The 17,999-nt window shown below is 51.6% G+C and carries 14 protein-coding genes and 1 tRNA gene; 13 read left to right on the forward strand and 2 right to left on the reverse strand.

Features of this window, described 5'->3' with window-relative positions; all coding sequences use genetic code 11:
- The first annotated feature begins 53 nt into the window (after positions 1-53).
- From OGV85_RS11540 to OGV85_RS11585, 10 genes are all read left to right on the forward strand, one after another.
- On the forward strand, positions 54-1,256 hold the full coding sequence (locus OGV85_RS11540) for an L-lactate MFS transporter (RefSeq protein ID WP_003024301.1): 1,203 nt from the start codon (positions 54-56) through the stop codon (positions 1,254-1,256).
- Positions 1,257-1,468: 212 nt separating this feature from the next.
- A complete protein-coding gene (eptB, locus tag OGV85_RS11545) occupies positions 1,469-3,163 on the forward strand; it encodes a kdo(2)-lipid A phosphoethanolamine 7''-transferase (RefSeq protein ID WP_061547448.1) in 1,695 nt (564 codons plus the stop codon).
- Positions 3,164-3,254: 91 nt separating this feature from the next.
- Positions 3,255-3,331, forward strand: a tRNA-Pro gene (locus tag OGV85_RS11550).
- A gap of 513 nt (positions 3,332-3,844) precedes the next feature.
- Positions 3,845-4,081 carry a hypothetical protein gene (locus OGV85_RS11555; RefSeq protein ID WP_127674029.1) on the forward strand — a complete coding sequence of 79 codons (237 nt, stop codon included), beginning with the start codon at positions 3,845-3,847 and terminating at the stop codon, positions 4,079-4,081.
- Positions 3,996-5,603 (forward strand): dipeptide ABC transporter periplasmic-binding protein DppA, encoded by a 1,608-nt coding sequence (gene dppA / locus OGV85_RS11560; protein WP_032937213.1) that lies wholly within the window; start codon positions 3,996-3,998, stop codon positions 5,601-5,603. Before OGV85_RS11555 ends, dppA begins: the two co-directional genes overlap by 86 nt.
- A 166-nt stretch (positions 5,604-5,769) precedes the next feature.
- Entirely contained in the window at positions 5,770-6,789 is a 1,020-nt protein-coding gene (dppB, locus tag OGV85_RS11565) for a dipeptide ABC transporter permease DppB (protein ID WP_003837733.1), read from the forward strand.
- A 9-nt stretch (positions 6,790-6,798) separates the two neighbouring features.
- Positions 6,799-7,701 carry a dipeptide ABC transporter permease DppC gene (gene dppC / locus OGV85_RS11570; RefSeq protein ID WP_003024315.1) on the forward strand — a complete coding sequence of 301 codons (903 nt, stop codon included), beginning with the start codon at positions 6,799-6,801 and terminating at the stop codon, positions 7,699-7,701.
- Positions 7,702-7,711: 10 nt separating this feature from the next.
- Positions 7,712-8,695 carry a dipeptide ABC transporter ATP-binding protein gene (gene dppD, locus OGV85_RS11575; RefSeq protein WP_003024317.1) on the forward strand — a complete coding sequence of 328 codons (984 nt, stop codon included), beginning with the start codon at positions 7,712-7,714 and terminating at the stop codon, positions 8,693-8,695.
- Positions 8,692-9,696 carry a dipeptide ABC transporter ATP-binding subunit DppF gene (gene dppF, locus OGV85_RS11580; RefSeq protein WP_003024319.1) on the forward strand — a complete coding sequence of 335 codons (1,005 nt, stop codon included), beginning with the start codon at positions 8,692-8,694 and terminating at the stop codon, positions 9,694-9,696. The genes dppD and dppF overlap by 4 nt, the downstream gene beginning before the upstream one ends.
- Before the next feature lie 176 nt (positions 9,697-9,872).
- Positions 9,873-11,075, forward strand: a complete 1,203-nt coding sequence (locus OGV85_RS11585) for a sigma-54 interaction domain-containing protein (RefSeq protein ID WP_032950481.1) — start codon at positions 9,873-9,875, stop codon at positions 11,073-11,075.
- A 35-nt stretch (positions 11,076-11,110) separates the two neighbouring features.
- Here the strand turns inward: OGV85_RS11585 and OGV85_RS11590 are convergent, their stop codons facing one another.
- Positions 11,111-12,409: an aromatic amino acid transport family protein gene (locus OGV85_RS11590; protein ID WP_016151142.1), complete on the reverse strand. Its 1,299-nt coding sequence runs from the start codon at positions 12,407-12,409 to the stop codon at positions 11,111-11,113.
- A gap of 117 nt (positions 12,410-12,526) precedes the next feature.
- Complete coding sequence (gene megL, locus OGV85_RS11595) at positions 12,527-13,723, reverse strand: methionine gamma-lyase (protein WP_003023295.1); 1,197 nt, start codon at positions 13,721-13,723, stop codon at positions 12,527-12,529.
- A gap of 427 nt (positions 13,724-14,150) precedes the next feature.
- On the opposite strand from megL, the gene OGV85_RS11600 reads away from it, so the two are divergent.
- From OGV85_RS11600 to dctA, 3 genes are all read left to right on the forward strand, one after another.
- Entirely contained in the window at positions 14,151-14,258 is a 108-nt protein-coding gene (locus tag OGV85_RS11600) for a type I toxin-antitoxin system toxin Ldr family protein (RefSeq protein ID WP_003023297.1), read from the forward strand.
- A gap of 226 nt (positions 14,259-14,484) precedes the next feature.
- Positions 14,485-16,491: a biofilm formation regulator HmsP gene (gene hmsP, locus OGV85_RS11605; protein WP_072291287.1), complete on the forward strand. Its 2,007-nt coding sequence runs from the start codon at positions 14,485-14,487 to the stop codon at positions 16,489-16,491.
- Between the two features lie 157 nt (positions 16,492-16,648).
- The gene (gene dctA, locus OGV85_RS11610) at positions 16,649-17,935 is read left to right on the forward strand and encodes a C4-dicarboxylate transporter DctC (RefSeq protein WP_003023301.1); all 1,287 of its coding nucleotides are present in this window, start codon (positions 16,649-16,651) and stop codon (positions 17,933-17,935) included.
- Positions 17,936-17,999 lie beyond the last annotated feature (64 nt).

Raw genomic sequence — 17,999 nt, forward strand, 5'->3', positions numbered from 1 at the left:
CGGTATGGTTGTTGGCAGAGAATTTCCCATTTTGTTTATGCAGGAAGACTGCCATGAAAACTTCTGATTATCAGCGTACCCGCTGGCTGACACTGATCGGCACCATCATTACCCAATTTGCTTTAGGTTCTGTTTATACCTGGAGCCTGTTTAACGGTGCGCTTTCTTCTAAGCTTGATGCGCCGGTGAGTCAGGTTGCCTTTTCCTTTGGCCTGCTGAGCCTCGGGCTGGCAATTTCTTCTTCCGTCGCCGGGAAACTGCAGGAACGTTTTGGCGTGAAACGCGTCACCATGGCCTCCGGTATTTTACTCGGTGTTGGCTTCTTCTTAACCGCCCACTCTGACAGCCTGATTATGCTGTGGCTGAGCGCTGGTGTGTTGGTTGGTCTGGCGGATGGCGCAGGCTACCTGTTAACACTTTCCAACTGTGTAAAATGGTTCCCGGAGCGTAAAGGGCTGATTTCCGCCTTCGCTATCGGTTCTTACGGTCTTGGCAGCCTCGGTTTTAAATTCATCGATAGCCAACTGTTGAGCACCGTGGGTCTGGAAAAAACCTTCATGATCTGGGGCGCGATTGTGCTGGTAATGATCGTCTTTGGCTCCACGCTGATGAAAGACGCCCCGAATCAGGAAGTGAAAACGAAAAATGGCGTGGTTGAGAATGACTACACCCTGGCGCAGTCCATGCGTAAACCGCAGTACTGGATGCTGGCGGTCATGTTCCTGACGGCGTGTATGAGCGGGCTGTACGTAATTGGCGTGGCGAAAGATATCGCACAAAGTCTGGCACATATGGATGTGGCAACGGCGGCAAACGCGGTGACCGTGATTTCTATCGCTAACCTGTCCGGTCGTCTGGTTCTGGGGATTCTGTCCGACAAAATCTCTCGTATTCGCGTTATCACCATTGGGCAGGTCGTTTCGCTGGTGGGTATGGCGGCACTGCTGTTCGCGCCGTTGAATGATGTGACCTTCTTTACGGCGATTGCCTGTGTGGCATTTAACTTTGGCGGCACCATCACCGTGTTCCCGTCACTGGTGAGTGAGTTCTTCGGTTTGAACAACCTGGCTAAAAACTACGGTGTCATTTACTTAGGTTTCGGTATCGGTAGCATTTGTGGTTCCATTATCGCCTCGCTGTTCGGCGGATTCTATGTGACCTTCTGCGTTATCTTTGCGCTGTTAATTATCTCGCTGGCGCTTTCTACCACTATTCGTCAGCCGCAGCGTAGCGTCTATACCGAGGCACACGCCTGATCTATTAGTGGTCTGATTAATGCCCGGCGCATATATTTACAAAAATATATGCGCCGTTTGCATTCTCTATAAGCACTTTTCTTCCCTCCTGTGGTCTACTTACCTGCGCTGTAGAATTGTCTTATTATCTGCATTTGTCGCACTTTTCCCCTGTATGGCCTGACAGGCTTTTGCGCAGGGTGTTTTTATCCCTTCCTCCAGGGTTTGTTTGCATGAGATATATCAAATCGATGACGCAGCAGAAGCTGAGTTTCTTGCTGGCGATCTATATCGGTCTTTTTATGAATTGCGCTGTGTTTTTCCGTCGTTTTAGCGGATATGCGCACGAGTTTACCGTCTGGAAAGGACTCTCTGCGGTTGTTGAATTAGCTGGCACTGTGCTGGTGACCTTCTTTTTACTCCGTATTCTCTCTTTATTTGGCCGACGCGCCTGGCGTGTACTGGCAACGTTTGTGGTGCTCTGCTCTGCCGGCGCCAGCTATTACATGACCTTCCTGAACGTGGTCATTGGCTACGGTATTATTGCCTCCGTAATGACAACGGATATTGATTTATCGAAAGAAGTTGTTGGCTGGCATTTTATCGTGTGGCTGGTTTCGGTCAGCATTTTACCGTTGGTTCTGATTTGGAGTAATCGCTGCCGCTATACCCTGATGAAACAGATCCGCACGCCTGGCATGAGATGGCGTAGCGTGGCGGTGGTATTGTTGGCTGGCCTGATGGTATGGGCGCCGATTCGCTTGCTGAGCATGCAACAGAGAAGCGTTGAGCGAGAAACAGGAATCGATTTACCCAGCTATGGTGGGGTTGTGGCGAATTCCTATCTGCCGTCAAACTGGCTCTCTGCGCTGGGTTTGTACGCCTGGGCACAGGTGGATGAATCCTCAGACAACAAATCGCTGATGAACCCGGCGAAGAAGTTTACCTATGTTGCGCCCAAAAACCTCGACGATACCTATGTGGTCTTTATTATTGGCGAAACGACCCGCTGGGATCATATGGGGATTTTTGGCTATGAGCGCAATACCACGCCAAGGCTCGCCCAGGAGAAAAATCTGGCCGCGTTCCGAGGATATTCCTGTGATACGGCGACTAAACTTTCGCTGCGCTGTATGTTTGTGCGCGAGGGCGGGGCGGAAGAAAACCCGCAGCGTACTCTGAAAGAACAAAACGTCTTTTCTGTGCTCGGCCAGTTAGGGTTCAAGACCGATCTTTACGCGATGCAAAGCGAGATGTGGTTCTACAGCAATACTATGGCAGAGAACATTGCCTATCGTGAGCAGATTGGCGCTGAGCCGCGTAACCGTGGCAAAAACGTTGACGATATGCTGCTGATTAATGAGATGCAGCAATCTTTACAGAAGACTGATGATGGCGAAAAGCGTCTGATTATTCTGCACACCAAGGGCTCGCATTTTAACTACACCCAGCGCTACACCCGCGAATATGCACAGTGGAAGCCGGAGTGTGTCAACGTGGATAGTGGCTGCTCGAAAGCTGAGATGATTAATTCATTTGATAATTCGGTAACCTACGTTGATCACTTTATTACCAAAGTGTTTGATCAATTGCGCGATAAGAAAGCGATTGTGTTCTACGCCGCCGATCACGGTGAGTCAATTAACGAACGTGAGCACCTGCACGGAACGCCGCGTAAAATGGCGCCGCCTGAGCAGTTCCGCGTTCCTATGATGGTGTGGATGTCTGACAAATATCTGGAAGACCCTGACCATGCGAAGGCGTTTGCGCACCTGAAGCAAGAAGCTGAGATGAAGGTGCCGCGTCGTCATGTGGAATTGTACGATACCGTTCTGGGTTGCCTTGGTTATACCTCGCCAAATGGGGGGATTAACGAGAATAACAACTGGTGTCGTATCCCGGACGCGAAGAAGGTTACAGCCCAGTAACAGAGCTGCTGACTTTCTCGCCGATCAAATGGCATTTTGATACTAAGGGATTGACGGGCGCGCGGCTGAGCAGTAAGATGCGCCCCGCATTCGGTGATTGGCGCAGCCTGGTAGCGCACTTCGTTCGGGACGAAGGGGTCGGAGGTTCGAATCCTCTATCACCGACCAAATTTAAAACCCTGCTCAACGAGCAGGGTTTTTTGCCTTATCCGGCCTACAGACTCAGTTTCATCCCAGCGTGTATGGCGTTATTCCAACCCCACCTTTGACCTTCCTTTTATCTGCAAAAATTGTGCATCACTTCCCACTGACAGTTAACGATTCTGTGACATATTCCATTGCCTTTTTTTATGTTTGCTTGAAACTTTTTTTGCGCTACTTATGGCTGGCGCTGGCATTTTCCGCTGTGCGTTTTAACGTTCATGGCATTAATCGCTCAGATATGCAGCATTCATTGGGAAAATTTGAATAAATTGCATAAATGTTAATCTCCAAATGTTGCGAAGTATGAAGATGTTTATTCTGGCATAGTGCGCGTAGCACAAATTTCCCTGCTGAAAATACCCGCTTGCACTTTTTTTAATCTTTGTTTGCCAATTCTCACCGTTGGTGTAAATCGCGGTTACCTGTATTGACGTTTTCACATTCTGTTGACAGATTGTAGGGTATGAGGGGCATTTCATGGAGAATCCGCACTGCAACTCAGTCGCTTATGTGAACGGAATCCCCATCCTCTTAACGCTGACCCGGCCGGGTAAAAAACAAAAAAGGCCAGGCGGTGCAAACCCATTGCAAAGGGTAAAACAACAAACATCACATTTGGAGCAGAAGAATGAGTATTTCCTTGAAGAAGTCAGGGATGCTGAAGCTTGGTCTGAGCCTGGTGGCTATGACCGTCGCAGCAAGCGTACAGGCTAAAACTCTGGTTTATTGTTCAGAAGGATCTCCTGAAGGCTTTAACCCGCAGCTTTTCACCTCTGGTACCACCTATGATGCCAGCTCCGTGCCGATCTATAACCGCCTGGTCGAGTTCAAAACCGGCACAACTGAAGTGATCCCGGGACTTGCTGAGAAGTGGGAAATCAGCGAAGACGGTAAAACCTATACCTTCCACCTTCGCCCTGGCGTGAAGTGGCAGGACAACAAAGATTTCAAACCGACGCGCGATTTAAACGCCGATGACGTGGTGTTTTCTTTCGATCGTCAGAAAAATGCCCAGAACCCGTACCATAAAGTTTCTGGCGGCAGCTATGAATACTTCGAAGGGATGGGTCTGCCAGACCTGATCTCCGAAGTGAAAAAAGTGGATGATAAAACCGTTCAGTTCGTACTGACTCGCCCGGAAGCACCGTTCCTGGCTGACCTGGCGATGGACTTCGCTTCTATTCTTTCCAAAGAATATGCGGACAACATGCTGAAAGCCGGTTCCCCGGAGAAAGTGGATCTGAACCCAATCGGTACCGGTCCGTTCCAGCTGCAGCAGTACCAGAAAGACTCTCGTATTCTGTATAAAGCATTCGAAGGTTACTGGGGCACTAAGCCGCAGATCGACCGTCTGGTCTTCTCCATTACGCCTGACGCTTCTGTGCGTTACGCCAAACTGCAGAAGAACGAGTGCCAGGTGATGCCGTACCCGAACCCGGCTGACATCGCGCGCATGAAGCAGGATAAAAATATTAACCTGATGGAGCAGGCCGGTCTGAACGTTGGCTACCTCTCTTTCAACACCGAGAAGAAACCGTTTGATGATGTGAAAGTCCGTCAGGCGCTGACCTACGCGGTGAACAAAGAAGCGATCATCAAAGCGGTTTATCAGGGTGCTGGCGTTGCCGCGAAAAACCTGATCCCACCGACCATGTGGGGCTATAACGACGACGTTAAAGACTACACCTACGATCCTGAGAAAGCCAAAGCGCTGTTGAAGGAAGCCGGTCAGGACAAAGGCTTTACCGTTGAGCTGTGGGCTATGCCGGTACAGCGTCCATATAACCCGAACGCACGTCGTATGGCGGAAATGGTTCAGGCTGACTGGGCGAAAATTGGCGTTCAGGCCAAGATTGTGACCTACGAGTGGGGCGAGTATCTGAAACGCGCCAAAGCGGGTGAACATCAGGCGGTGATGATGGGTTGGACCGGTGACAACGGGGATCCGGACAATTTCTTCGCCACCTTGTTCAGCTGTGCGGCAGCGAAAGACGGCTCCAACTACTCTCGCTGGTGCTACAAGCCGTTTGAAGACCTGATCCAACCGGCGCGTGCGACCGACGATCACAACAAACGTATTGAACTGTACAAGCAAGCTCAGGTTGTTATGCACGATCAGGCCCCGGCTCTGATTGTTGCTCACTCCACCGTGTATGAACCAGTGCGTAAAGAAGTAAAAGGCTATGTGGTTGATCCATTAGGCAAACACCACTTCGAAAACGTCTCTGTCGAATAATTAAAAGCAATCAAGGAAGCGCTGCGCCCCGGTATTGTGTAGGCCGGATAAGCGCAGCGCCATCCGGCGTAATGCTTTACCCACGATGCAGTTTGCGTGGGATAAGATTTGTGAGCAATGCAGACTCACGGTTCCAGGCCGTGCGTCATTAGAGAGAATCCGGGTTATGTTGCAGTTCATTCTCCGACGTTTGGGACTCGTCATCCCCACGTTTATCGGTATCACTCTTCTCACCTTTGCCTTCGTCCATATGATCCCCGGCGATCCGGTTATGATCATGGCAGGTGAACGTGGGATCTCCCCTGAGCGTCATGCTCAACTGCTGGCTGAACTCGGTCTGGATAAGCCGATGTGGCAGCAGTACCTCCACTATATCTGGGGGGTTATGCATGGCGATTTAGGTATCTCACTGAAAAGCCGCTTACCGGTGTGGGAAGAGTTCGTACCTCGATTCAAAGCCACGCTGGAACTCGGCGTCTGCGCGATGATTTTCGCCGTCGCAGTGGGTATCCCGGTGGGTGTACTTGCTGCCGTTAAGCGCGGCTCCATTTTCGATCATACCGCCGTTGGCCTGGCGCTGACCGGTTACTCCATGCCGATTTTCTGGTGGGGCATGATGCTGATCATGCTGGTTTCCGTGCAGTGGAACCTGACGCCAGTTTCTGGGCGGGTGAGCGACATGGTGTTCCTTGATGATTCCAATCCGCTGACCGGTTTTATGCTGATCGACACCGCCATCTGGGGTGAAGAGGGCAACTTTATCGATGCGTTGGCGCATATGGTCCTACCGGCAATGGTGCTGGGCACTATACCTCTGGCGGTCATTGTGCGTATGACCCGTTCATCGATGCTGGAAGTGCTGGGTGAGGATTACATTCGTACCGCGCGCGCTAAAGGTTTGACCCGTATGCGCGTCATCATCATTCACGCTCTGCGTAACGCGATGCTGCCCGTTGTCACCGTTATCGGCCTGCAGGTTGGTACGTTGCTGGCAGGGGCAATCCTGACCGAGACTATCTTCTCGTGGCCGGGGCTGGGACGTTGGCTGATCGATGCGCTACAACGCCGTGATTATCCGGTAGTGCAGGGTGGGGTACTGCTGGTCGCGACGATGATTATCCTCGTCAACCTGCTGGTAGACCTGCTGTACGGCGTGGTGAACCCGCGTATTCGGCATAAGAAGTAAGGGGCCATCATGTCACAGGTTACTGAAAATAAAGTTATTGCCGCACCGGTGCCGATGACGCCGCTGCAGGAGTTCTGGCACTATTTTAAACGCAACAAAGGTGCGGTTGTTGGGCTGGTGTACGTTGTGGTGATGATCCTGATTGCGGTCTTTGCCAACGTCCTTGCACCCTACAACCCGGCAGACCAGTTCCGCGATACGCTACTAGCTCCTCCTGCGTGGCAGGAAGGCGGTACCATGGCGCACCTGTTTGGTACTGATGATGTGGGCCGCGACGTGCTGTCCCGCCTGATGTACGGTGCGCGTCTGTCGCTGTTGGTTGGCTGTCTGGTGGTTGTACTCTCCCTGCTGATGGGCGTGGTTCTTGGGCTGATCGCTGGCTACTTTGGTGGAATTGTCGATAACGTCATCATGCGTGTGGTCGATATCATGCTGGCATTGCCGAGCCTGTTACTGGCGCTGGTGCTGGTGGCGGTATTTGGTCCCTCGATAGGCAACGCTGCGCTGGCGCTGACGTTTGTAGCATTGCCGCACTATGTGCGTCTGACGCGCGCCGCTGTGCTGGTGGAAGTTAACCGCGACTACGTCACCGCATCCCGCGTGGCGGGAGCCGGCGCGATGCGCCAAATGTTCGTCAATATTCTGCCTAACTGTCTTGCGCCGCTGATTGTTCAGGCGTCGCTTGGCTTCTCTAACGCCATTCTCGATATGGCTGCCCTCGGCTTCCTGGGGATGGGCGCACAGCCGCCTACGCCGGAATGGGGCACCATGCTCTCTGACGTTCTGCAGTTTGCCCAAAGCGCCTGGTGGGTCGTGACCTTCCCGGGGCTGGCGATCCTGTTGACGGTGCTGGCATTTAACCTGATGGGTGACGGTCTGCGTGACGCGCTCGATCCCAAACTGAAGCAGTAAGAGGTTCGAGATGGCGTTATTAAATGTAGATAAATTATCGGTGCATTTCGGCGACGTAGGTTCCGAATTCCGCGCCGTAGACCGCATTAGCTACAGTGTGAATCAGGGTGAAGTGGTTGGCATTGTTGGGGAGTCTGGTTCTGGTAAGTCCGTCAGCTCGCTGGCGATTATGGGACTGATTGACTACCCTGGCCGCGTTATGGCCGAAAATCTGGAGTTTAATGGTCGCGACCTGAAGCGCATCTCTGAGAAAGAGCGTCGCCAACTGGTGGGTGCGGAAGTGGCAATGATCTTCCAGGACCCGATGACTAGTCTTAACCCCTGCTACACCGTCGGCTACCAGATTATGGAAGCCATCAAGGTGCACCAGGGCGGCAACAAAAAAACGCGTATTCAGCGGGCAATTGACCTGCTGACGCTGGTGGGGATCCCCGATCCGGCCTCGCGTCTGGATGTCTATCCGCACCAGTTGTCCGGTGGGATGAGTCAGCGCGTGATGATCGCGATGGCGATTGCCTGTCGTCCGAAGCTGCTGATTGCCGATGAACCGACAACGGCGCTGGATGTGACCATTCAGGCGCAGATCATCGAGCTACTGCTGGAATTGCAGCAAAAAGAGAACATGGCGCTGGTCTTAATCACGCACGATCTGGCGCTGGTGGCTGAAGCGGCACACAAAATCATCGTGATGTACGCTGGGCAGGTAGTGGAAACCGGGGCCGCGCAGGATATCTTCCGCGCGCCGCGTCATCCTTACACCCAGGCGCTGCTGCGCGCGCTGCCGGAGTTTGCTCAGGACAAAGCGCGTCTGGCCTCACTGCCGGGCGTGGTTCCCGGTAAATATGACCGCCCGAGCGGCTGTTTGCTGAATCCACGCTGCCCCTATGCGACCGACAAATGCCGCGCTGAAGAACCTGAACTGAACCTGCTGGAAGGCGGTCGTCAGTCGAAATGCCACTACCCACTTGATGATGCCGGGAGGCCTGGGCTATGAGTACGCAAAAGGCCGCCGCGCAACAGCCGCTGTTGCAGGCAATTGACCTGAAAAAACACTACCCGGTGAAGAAGGGCATGTTCGCCCCGGAACGCCTGGTGAAAGCGCTGGATGGCGTTTCCTTTACTCTGGAGCGCGGTAAAACGCTGGCGGTGGTAGGTGAGTCGGGCTGTGGGAAATCCACCCTTGGCCGTCTACTGACGATGATTGAAATCCCGACTGGCGGTGAGCTGTATTACCAGGGACAGGATTTACTCAAGCATGACCCGCAAGCGCAGAAGCTGCGTCGGCAGAAAATCCAGATAGTGTTCCAGAACCCCTATGGTTCCCTGAACCCGCGTAAAAAAGTAGGGCAGATTCTGGAAGAGCCGTTGCTGATCAACTCCACGCTCAGCAAAGAGGAGCGTCGTGAAAAAGCGCTGGCGATGATGGCGAAAGTGGGGCTGAAAACCGAGCACTACGACCGCTATCCGCATATGTTCTCCGGCGGCCAGCGTCAGCGTATCGCCATTGCCCGCGGTCTGATGCTTGACCCGGATGTGGTGATTGCCGACGAACCGGTCTCGGCGCTGGACGTTTCCGTACGTGCGCAAGTGTTGAACCTGATGATGGACTTGCAACAGGAACTGGGGCTGTCATACGTCTTTATCTCGCACGACCTGTCGGTGGTAGAGCACATTGCCGATGAAGTGATGGTGATGTATTTAGGCCGCTGTGTGGAAAAAGGAACCAAGGATCAGATCTTCAATAATCCACGGCATCCGTACACTCAGGCGCTACTCTCCGCAACGCCGCGCCTGAACCCGGACGATCGCCGCGAGCGTATCAAGCTGACCGGTGAGCTGCCAAGCCCGTTGAATCCGCCACCAGGCTGCGCATTCAACGCCCGTTGCCGCCGTCGCTTTGGTCCGTGTACTCAGCTTCAGCCACAGTTAAAAGACTATGGCGGTCAGCTGGTGGCCTGTTTCGCCGTTGACCAGGACGAAAACCCACAGCAATAAACGTGGGTTATGACCCGATAACCGGAGCCTTGTGCTCCGGTTTTTTTATATTTTGTTTTTCCGTCCACAATGTGAGTCCTCTGGCAGAACATTATTCCACAGCGTCTAAAATGTAGTCAGGTTTCCTCTCGTCACAGAAATATCTATTTCGCAGTTGCTAACTATCAGGAGCAAATGTGGTCACGATACGCTGGGATATTAAAACAATTGATCGTCTGTCGATGGTTGAGGATGTCCTGAAGGAATTTTCCTGCTGCGATATCAATATCATCTCCATGAAAGTCACACCTGGACGGATCCTGATTAAATCCTGGTGCCGCCAGCTACAGGATATTTCCTGTGTGCAATCCTGTTTAAGCCAGCGCGCCGATATTATTAATGTCGCTTACCTCTGTGAGGAGATAAGCGAGCTATCAACGCCGGAGCCGGAACGCCCGCGTTATTTCTCTGACATTATTTGCAGCAGCCTGAGCATGCACGCGCTTATCGAAAAGGCGATAAAAATTGCTGACAGCAAATATACCGTTCTGATCCGTGGCGATACGGGTACCGGCAAAGAGCTGCTGGCCCGGGCTATCCATAATTCTGGGCAGCGACGTTTTTATCCGTTTATTCCGGTCAACTGCTCTGCACTACCTGAGTCGCTTATGGAGAGTGAATTCTTTGGCTATGAGAAAGGGGCTTTTAGCGGCGCGGATTGTAAAGGCAAAAAAGGGCTGTTTGAAATGGCTGATAAAGGCACCCTTTTTCTCGATGAATTTGGTGAAATGTCGCTGGGCTTACAGGCTAAATTATTGCGCGTCCTGCAGGATGGCGGGATCCGTCGCGTTGGCGGGGCGCAAATTATTCCGGTTAATGTACGCATTATTGTGGCAACCAACGCCAATCTGGAAGATATGGTGGAACAACGTCTGCTGCGCGCCGATCTCTATTACCGCATCAATGTACTTTCCCTGACTATTCCGCCCTTGCGGGAACGCCCGCAGGACATCAGTCTGTTGATTCGCCACTTTGTGCAGAAATACGCAAAGGAATTCCAGCGGCGGATCATTCTGGATAAAGCTTGTTTTGATGCCTTGCACCATCACAGCTGGCCGGGAAACGTGCGCGAACTGGAAAATACCATTATTCGTCTGATGCTAATGGCGGAATCCGATGTCATTACGCCCGAAGAATTAGGGATGGTGAATTTGCCCGCCGCTGAGCAAGGCCCGACAGAACGTCCTTTTAAAGAGCAGGTTTTGTATGCGGAACGCCAGCTTATTGAACAGATGATGGAAGAGAATGTGTCGTCGCGGCATATCGCCAAAGCGCTGGGGGTATCACATACCACGGTACTGAATAAAATTCGCAGCTATCAACTGGAGAGTGTGAGCTAAGCGCCGCCAGGAGCTGACGGCGCAGTTTACGCGGGTTATTCAATCAGCTTCAGTAATGGCGACAGGCACAGCAGGATCCCGTACAACAGGATTAGCCAGGTTTTCAGCCCGCGTAGTTTTTCCAGCTGTGTGACTTTATAGATCAGGAAAAACGGAATAATACACGACACAATCCCGTACAGCGGGCTGCCTAACTGGAAGAACACCAGTACTGACACGCGAAATGATACCCAAATCACCAGGGTGATAACAATAAAGGTACAAATACCCAGCGTAAGCACCAGAGGATTAATTTTTTCCACGTCAATAACGCGGCTCAGTACGTTAAGAATAATTCCTTTGATCGCCTCGTGGAATCCCAAATAAATACCAAAGAACGCGGTTAATACGGCGAAGATATTTAATACCGTTGATGTGATATGAATAATCTGTCCCGGAATGACCTGTGCCGCCAGCGCCAGTGCGGAAATATTTTGTTCGAAGGCTGAAACGGCTTCTTCATGGCTAATGGAAAAGGTAAAAGAAAAAGAGAAAAACAGGATGACCGCAATCAGCGTAATGTAACTGATCCGATGCGTGCGTATAGCCATACGTGTGGCCAGTACCCGGTCCGCCACCCGTTTGCGGTAAGCGATGTTCATAGGGTTCAACACCTGAATAAACACCGCGGAGAAGAAGCAGAACGGGATAGTCAGCAGCACATCGCGAAAGAACACCGAGGCTTCAGGGAAGGCGCTGATATTAGCGAAGTTCCAGTGCGGAACCATCGCAAAACCAAATACGATGATGATACCCACTTTGACCACTACCATCGGGCCGGAGATTTTGAATAGCAGTTTTTCTCCCCCGGAAGCAATGGCGACCAGCACGGCAAAAATGGCCACTTTGTAGATTATCGACTGTGAAAGATCGGACTCGGTCAAGCCGAAGGTTTTGATATATGAGGCGCTGTCAAAAACCACGGATAAGGAATAAATAAATATGCCGTGAATAATCATCAGAAAATAGATGACGCCAAGAAATACGCCCCAGTTTTTTCCCAGATAATGACTGATAATATCCGTGTAGTCATTACAGGTTTCACTTTCTGATAATGTTTTTAAATAAATATCCTGCACAATATAAGTTGCCGGATAAGCAATAATAAAGGCGACGATAAATACCCAAATGCCGGTTAAGCCAATTTGTACCGGCATCAGTACCGTTCCGGCACCAATGGCCATGCCTATGCACAGTAATACCCAGCCAAAATCGTATTTCGTAAACGGTATTTTTTTTGAGAATGGTACGGCGGTTGCTGTATTGTTGCTTAATTGTAATGTGTTGTCCTGCATAGAACCCCCTGCCCAAAATACACGTTCTCCCCGAAAGAGGATTGCGCGTATTGCCAGACTGTTGTGCCTTGATTCTCAACAACCTGAACCGAACGGCGTCGGTTCAGGCCATATTGGTCAGAATGTTGCCTTTCTGATGGCGTGTTCAAGGTCGTTAATAATATCTTCTGGATCTTCAAGACCCACAGAAAGACGGATAAGCCCGTCGGTAATACCTGCTTTAAGCCGTTCCTCTGGCGCAACGGGCGAATGTGTCATAGACGCTGGGTGCTGAATGAGGGTTTCGGTATCACCGAGACTGACCGCGAGGAGGCATAATTCTACAGAATTGATCATCCGTCTGCCAGCCTCGAGGCCGCCGGCGATTTCGAAGCTGATAATTCCACCTGGCAGGCTCATTTGTCGCTGGCCCAGCTCATACTGCGGATGCGATGACAGGCCTGGATAATACACCCGGGTAATGGACGGATGCCCTTCGAGGAAGCGGGCGATTTTCAGCGCATTTTCACAGTGACGCTCCATACGAATGCCCAGCGTTTTAACGCCGCGCAGCGTCAACCACGCATTGAAAGGACTCATGCAGCCGCCGGTGATATCTTTCAGGCCAACAAACCGCGCCTGGTCGATAAACTCCTGCTTACCAACAATGATGCCGCCAATCACATCCCCGTGACCGTTGATATATTTGGTGACGCTGTGCACCACAATATCCGCGCCCAGTTGCAAAGGCTGCTGACAGTACGGCGACATAAAGGTGTTATCCACCACCAGCAATGCGCCTTGCTGATGGGCGATACCGGCTACCGTTTCAATGTCGACCAGCGACAACGTCGGGTTAGCGGGCGTTTCGATATACACAACTTTGGTTTCCGGGCGCATGGCGGCGCGGATTTCTTCCGGTTTCGCGGCGTCGACAAAGCTGACGTTAATCCCAAACTTCGGCATGCTGTGCGACAAAAACGCGTGGGTACAACCGTAAATCGCGCTGGCGGAAACGATATGGTCACCCTGCTGACAAAGCGTCAACAGCGTTGTGGTGATAGCAGAAATACCGGACGCGGTAGCCAGCCCGGCTTCACCTCTTTCCAGTACCGCCAGCTTTTTCTCCAGCGCATCAGTGGTAGGGTTACCCAAGCGGGTGTAAATGTACCCGGACTCTTCGAGCGCAAAGCGGGCGGCACCTTGTTCGGCGCTGTCAAAAACAAACGTTGAAGTCTGGAAAATAGGCGTACTGAGCGCGCCAGTTGAAGGGTCGGGTTGTTGCCCCGCGTGAACGATCTGGGTGTTGAATCCGTAAGTACGACAGTCAGACATGATATCTCCTTTGATTCGGAACAGAACAGCTCACAGTCATATAGCAATCGCTGTGCCAGAAAATAAACTAATAGATATCAATATGTTATTAGTTTTATCGTGCGGATGGCCGTCAGGAAAGTTGCCAGTTGGCAAGAAACTTTCCAGCGATTGGCGGATTTATTAAGCCGTAATTGCGAGGCTTTACGCAGACTGGATCACTCTGGGGTGATGAGACGGAAGTGTTACCGTAGAATCAGCAGCAAGCCGGGTTAACCCGGTGAGGCGCGATGTTGCGGGGGCTTGATCCCCGGCGGCATAGGTTGCTGGAAAGAGAAAACCCCCGCACGTTGTTCGGTATAAACCTGGCAACAAAACGGGGGCTAACTTGACTCCAGACAAGTTAAGAATAGCCGCGAACAGTTGCCATTGCAACACAGGCGGCTATATGACGCTCGCACAGTTAGGCGTGGCTTTCTGGCACGATTTAGCGGCTCCAATTATCGCTGGCATTATTGCCAGCTTGATTGTGAACTGGCTGCGTAACAGGAAGTAATGCACTTTGTGGGCGTCTGCCTGCCGTAATGGCAACATGCGCCCGAACCAGGCCGCAGGGGCTAACCTTGCGGCCTTTTTCGGCTTAAATGCAGATAAATCTCGTCGCCAGGTGCCTATCCTGTCGCGATAATGCACGCTGGGAAGTTTTCAGATACCGCCTCTCTTAATACCGCTACGATCGGGTATACTCTGACGGCAGTTTCGTCTATCCGTGGAGAGTCAGTTTGCGTGTCAGTCGCTCGTTAACAATTAAGCAGATGGCAATGGTTGCGGCCGTTGTTATGGTGTTCGTTTTTATTTTTTGCACCGTTTTGTTGTTCCATCTGGTCCAGCAAAACCGCTATAACACGGCTACGCAACTGGAAAGTATCGCTCGCTCTGTTCGTGAACCTCTGTCGAACACTATCCTGAAAGGGGATATTCCCGAAGCGGAAGCTATTTTAAGAAGTATTCGGCCAGCAGGCGTGGTAAGTCGCGCCGATGTGGTGCTGCCTAATCAGTTTCAGGCGCTGCGGATGAGCTTTATACCCGAACGTCCGGTTCCGGTTACGGTGACCCGCCTGTTTGAGCTTCCGGTACAAATTTCGCTGCCGATCTATTCTCTTGAACGTTCCGCTAACCCACAACCGCTGGCGTATCTGGTGCTGCAGGCGGATTCGTACCGCATGTACAAATTCGTGATGAGTACGCTCTCGACGTTAGTGACCATTTACTTACTTTTGTCGCTAATACTGACCGTCGCTATCTCCTGGTGCATTAACCGCTTGATTGTGCACCCCTTACGTAAAATAGCCCGTGAGCTGAACGACATTCAACAGCAGGACCTGATTGGTTATCAACTGGCATTGCCGCGTCTACATCAGGATGATGAGATTGGTATGCTGGTGCGTAGCTACAATCTTAATCAGCAGTTGATTCAGCGACATAGCGAAGATCAAAGCGACTTAGTAATGCGTTTCCCGGTTTCCGAACTGCCCAATAAGTCGTTTTTAATGGGGCTGCTGGAGCAGGTTGTTACCCGCCAACAGACGACGGCGCTGATGATTGTCACCTGCGAAACCCTACGTGACACCGCGGGTGTGTTAACTGAAACCCAGCGAGAAATCCTGTTACTTACGCTGGTCGAAAAACTGAAGTCGGTATTGGCTCCCAGGATGGTGCTTACCCAGGTGAGTGGCTATGACTTTGCCATTATCGCCCATGGTGTAAAAGAACCCTGGCACGCTATTACGCTAGGTCAGCAAGTACTCACTATCGTTAATGAGCGGTTACCGATTCAGGGTATTCAACTACGTCCTACCTGCAACATTGGGGTGGCGATGTTTTATGGTGATTTAACCGCAGAGCAGCTCTACCGCCGCGCCCTGTCAGCTGTGTTAACGTCGCGTCATAAAGGTAAAAACCAAATTCAGTTCTTTGATCCGTTGCAGATGGAAGAGGCGCAGCAGCGTTTAACCCAAGAGAACGATATTTTAACCGCCATGGATAACCAGCAATTTGCGCTCTGGATGCAGCCCCAGGTAGAGATGTCCAGCGGCAAGGTATTGAGCGCAGAAGCATTATTGCGGATGCAGCAGCCGGACGGTAGCTGGGAGCTGCCTGAAGGGTTAATCGACAGAATTGAGTCTTGTGGTCTGATGGTGACCGTCGGTTATTGGGTGTTGGAAGAAACATGCCGCCAGCTGTCAGCCTGGCAAGAACGCGGTCTCATGCTGCCGCTCTCGGTGAATTTATCAGCTCTCCAGTTGATGCACCCAAGTATGGTGTCTGATCTGCTGGAATTGTTGACGCGCTATCGCATTAAGCCAGGCACATTGATTCTGGAAGTGACTGAAAGCCGGCATATTGACGATCCTCACGCCGCAGTGGCCATTTTGCGACCGCTGCGCAACGCGGGCGTGCGCATCGCCCTAGACGACTTTGGCATGGGGTATGCGGGTCTGCGACAGCTACAGCATATGAAGTCGCTGCCGGTGGATGTACTCAAAATCGATAAGATGTTTGTCGATGGCGTGCCCGAAGATTGCAGCATGATCTCCGCCATCATTCAGCTGGCACATAGCCTCAACTTGCAGATGATCGCCGAAGGCGTTGAAACCGAAGCGCAACGCGAATGGTTATCAAAAGCCGGGGTGGAAGTGGCGCAAGGATTCCTGTTTGCCCGACCCGTTCCGGCAAATATCTTTGAAGAACGTTATCTGGCACCGGAACGCGCTGATTACAAAAGTTAAAAAAGGTCTCGCTTGTGCGAGCCAGCTCAAAATTTTTAACATTTTTGTATCAATTATGATCCAGGTGCATTTCTGTCATGTTGAGTGGGTGTTACTTTAAGGCCGCAGGTTAAACAAAACCTTACAAGACCTGTGGTTTTTACTTTAAGGACACCCTATGAAGACCTCTATATTCAAAAGCCTTTACTTTCAGGTCCTGACAGCAATTGCCATTGGTATTCTCCTTGGCCATTACTACCCTGAATTAGGCGCCCAAATGAAGCCGCTTGGTGATGCTTTCGTTAAGCTCATCAAGATGGTCATCGCACCTGTCATCTTCTGTACTGTCGTGACCGGCATTGCAGGCATGGAAAGTATGAAAGCAGTAGGCCGCACCGGTGCGGTTGCACTGCTCTATTTTGAAATTGTCAGTACGATTGCGCTGATCATCGGCCTTATCATCGTTAACGTGGTGCAACCCGGTGCCGGAATGAACGTCGATCCGGCGACGCTGGACGCTAAAGCGGTTGCCATTTACGCTGAACAGGCAAAAGACCAGGGGATCGTAGGCTTCCTGATGGATATTATCCCGGGTAGCGTGATTGGCGCGTTCGCCAGCGGTAACATCCTGCAGGTATTACTGTTTGCGGTAATGTTTGGTTTTGCGCTGCACCGTCTGGGCAGCAAAGGCCAGATGATTTTCAACGTGATTGAAAGCTTCTCGCAGGTTATTTTCGGCATCATCAATATGATCATGCGCCTGGCGCCGATCGGTGCTTTCGGGGCCATGGCCTTTACCATCGGTAAATATGGCGTCGGAACGCTGGTGCAACTGGGTCAGCTGATAATCTGCTTCTACATCACCTGTATTCTGTTTGTGGTTGTGGTACTGGGCTCCATTGCTCGCGCAACCGGCTTCAGCATTTTCAAATTCATCCGCTATATCCGTGAAGAACTGCTGATCGTACTGGGTACGTCTTCTTCTGAATCCGCGCTGCCGCGTATGCTCGATAAGATGGAAAAACTGGGCTGCCGGAAGTCGGTTGTCGGGTTGGTTATACCCACGGGCTACTCGTTTAACCTTGATGGGACATCAATCTATCTGACGATGGCGGCGGTGTTTATCGCTCAGGCAACCAACAGCCATATGGATATCTTCCATCAGATAACCCTGTTGGTGGTGCTCCTGCTCTCCTCAAAAGGTGCAGCGGGTGTGACCGGGAGTGGCTTCATTGTTCTGGCCGCGACGATCTCTGCGGTGGGCCATTTGCCGGTTGCGGGTCTGGCACTGATTCTTGGTATTGACCGCTTTATGTCTGAAGCACGTGCGCTGACTAACCTGGTCGGCAACGGTGTGGCAACTGTCGTCGTCGCTAAATGGGTCAAAGAACTGGACCATAAAAAGTTGGACGATGTGCTGAATAATCGTGCGCCGGATGGCAAAACGCACGAAATATCCTCTTAATCTCGTCACTTATGCCCGTATTCCCTTCCAGGACTGCGGGCGTTTGCGCATAATTACCCCCTGT

Source organism: Citrobacter sp. Cf132 (assembly GCF_030333885.1).
GTDB lineage: Bacteria > Pseudomonadota > Gammaproteobacteria > Enterobacterales > Enterobacteriaceae > Citrobacter > Citrobacter freundii.

Bases quoted from the DNA above. Each gene is read 5' to 3' on its own strand.
- OGV85_RS11540 (WP_003024301.1), top strand. From the start codon at position 54: ATGAAAACTTCTGATTATCAGCGTACCCGCTGGCTGACACTGATCGGC.
- eptB (WP_061547448.1), top strand. From the start codon at position 1,469: ATGAGATATATCAAATCGATGACGCAGCAGAAGCTGAGTTTCTTGCTG.
- OGV85_RS11555 (WP_127674029.1), top strand. From the start codon at position 3,845: ATGGAGAATCCGCACTGCAACTCAGTCGCTTATGTGAACGGAATCCCC.
- dppA (WP_032937213.1), top strand. From the start codon at position 3,996: ATGAGTATTTCCTTGAAGAAGTCAGGGATGCTGAAGCTTGGTCTGAGC.
- dppB (WP_003837733.1), top strand. From the start codon at position 5,770: ATGTTGCAGTTCATTCTCCGACGTTTGGGACTCGTCATCCCCACGTTT.
- dppC (WP_003024315.1), top strand. From the start codon at position 6,799: ATGTCACAGGTTACTGAAAATAAAGTTATTGCCGCACCGGTGCCGATG.
- dppD (WP_003024317.1), top strand. From the start codon at position 7,712: ATGGCGTTATTAAATGTAGATAAATTATCGGTGCATTTCGGCGACGTA.
- dppF (WP_003024319.1), top strand. From the start codon at position 8,692: ATGAGTACGCAAAAGGCCGCCGCGCAACAGCCGCTGTTGCAGGCAATT.
- OGV85_RS11590 (WP_016151142.1), bottom strand. From the start codon at position 12,409: ATGCAGGACAACACATTACAATTAAGCAACAATACAGCAACCGCCGTA.
- megL (WP_003023295.1), bottom strand. From the start codon at position 13,723: ATGTCTGACTGTCGTACTTACGGATTCAACACCCAGATCGTTCACGCG.
- OGV85_RS11600 (WP_003023297.1), top strand. From the start codon at position 14,151: ATGACGCTCGCACAGTTAGGCGTGGCTTTCTGGCACGATTTAGCGGCT.
- dctA (WP_003023301.1), top strand. From the start codon at position 16,649: ATGAAGACCTCTATATTCAAAAGCCTTTACTTTCAGGTCCTGACAGCA.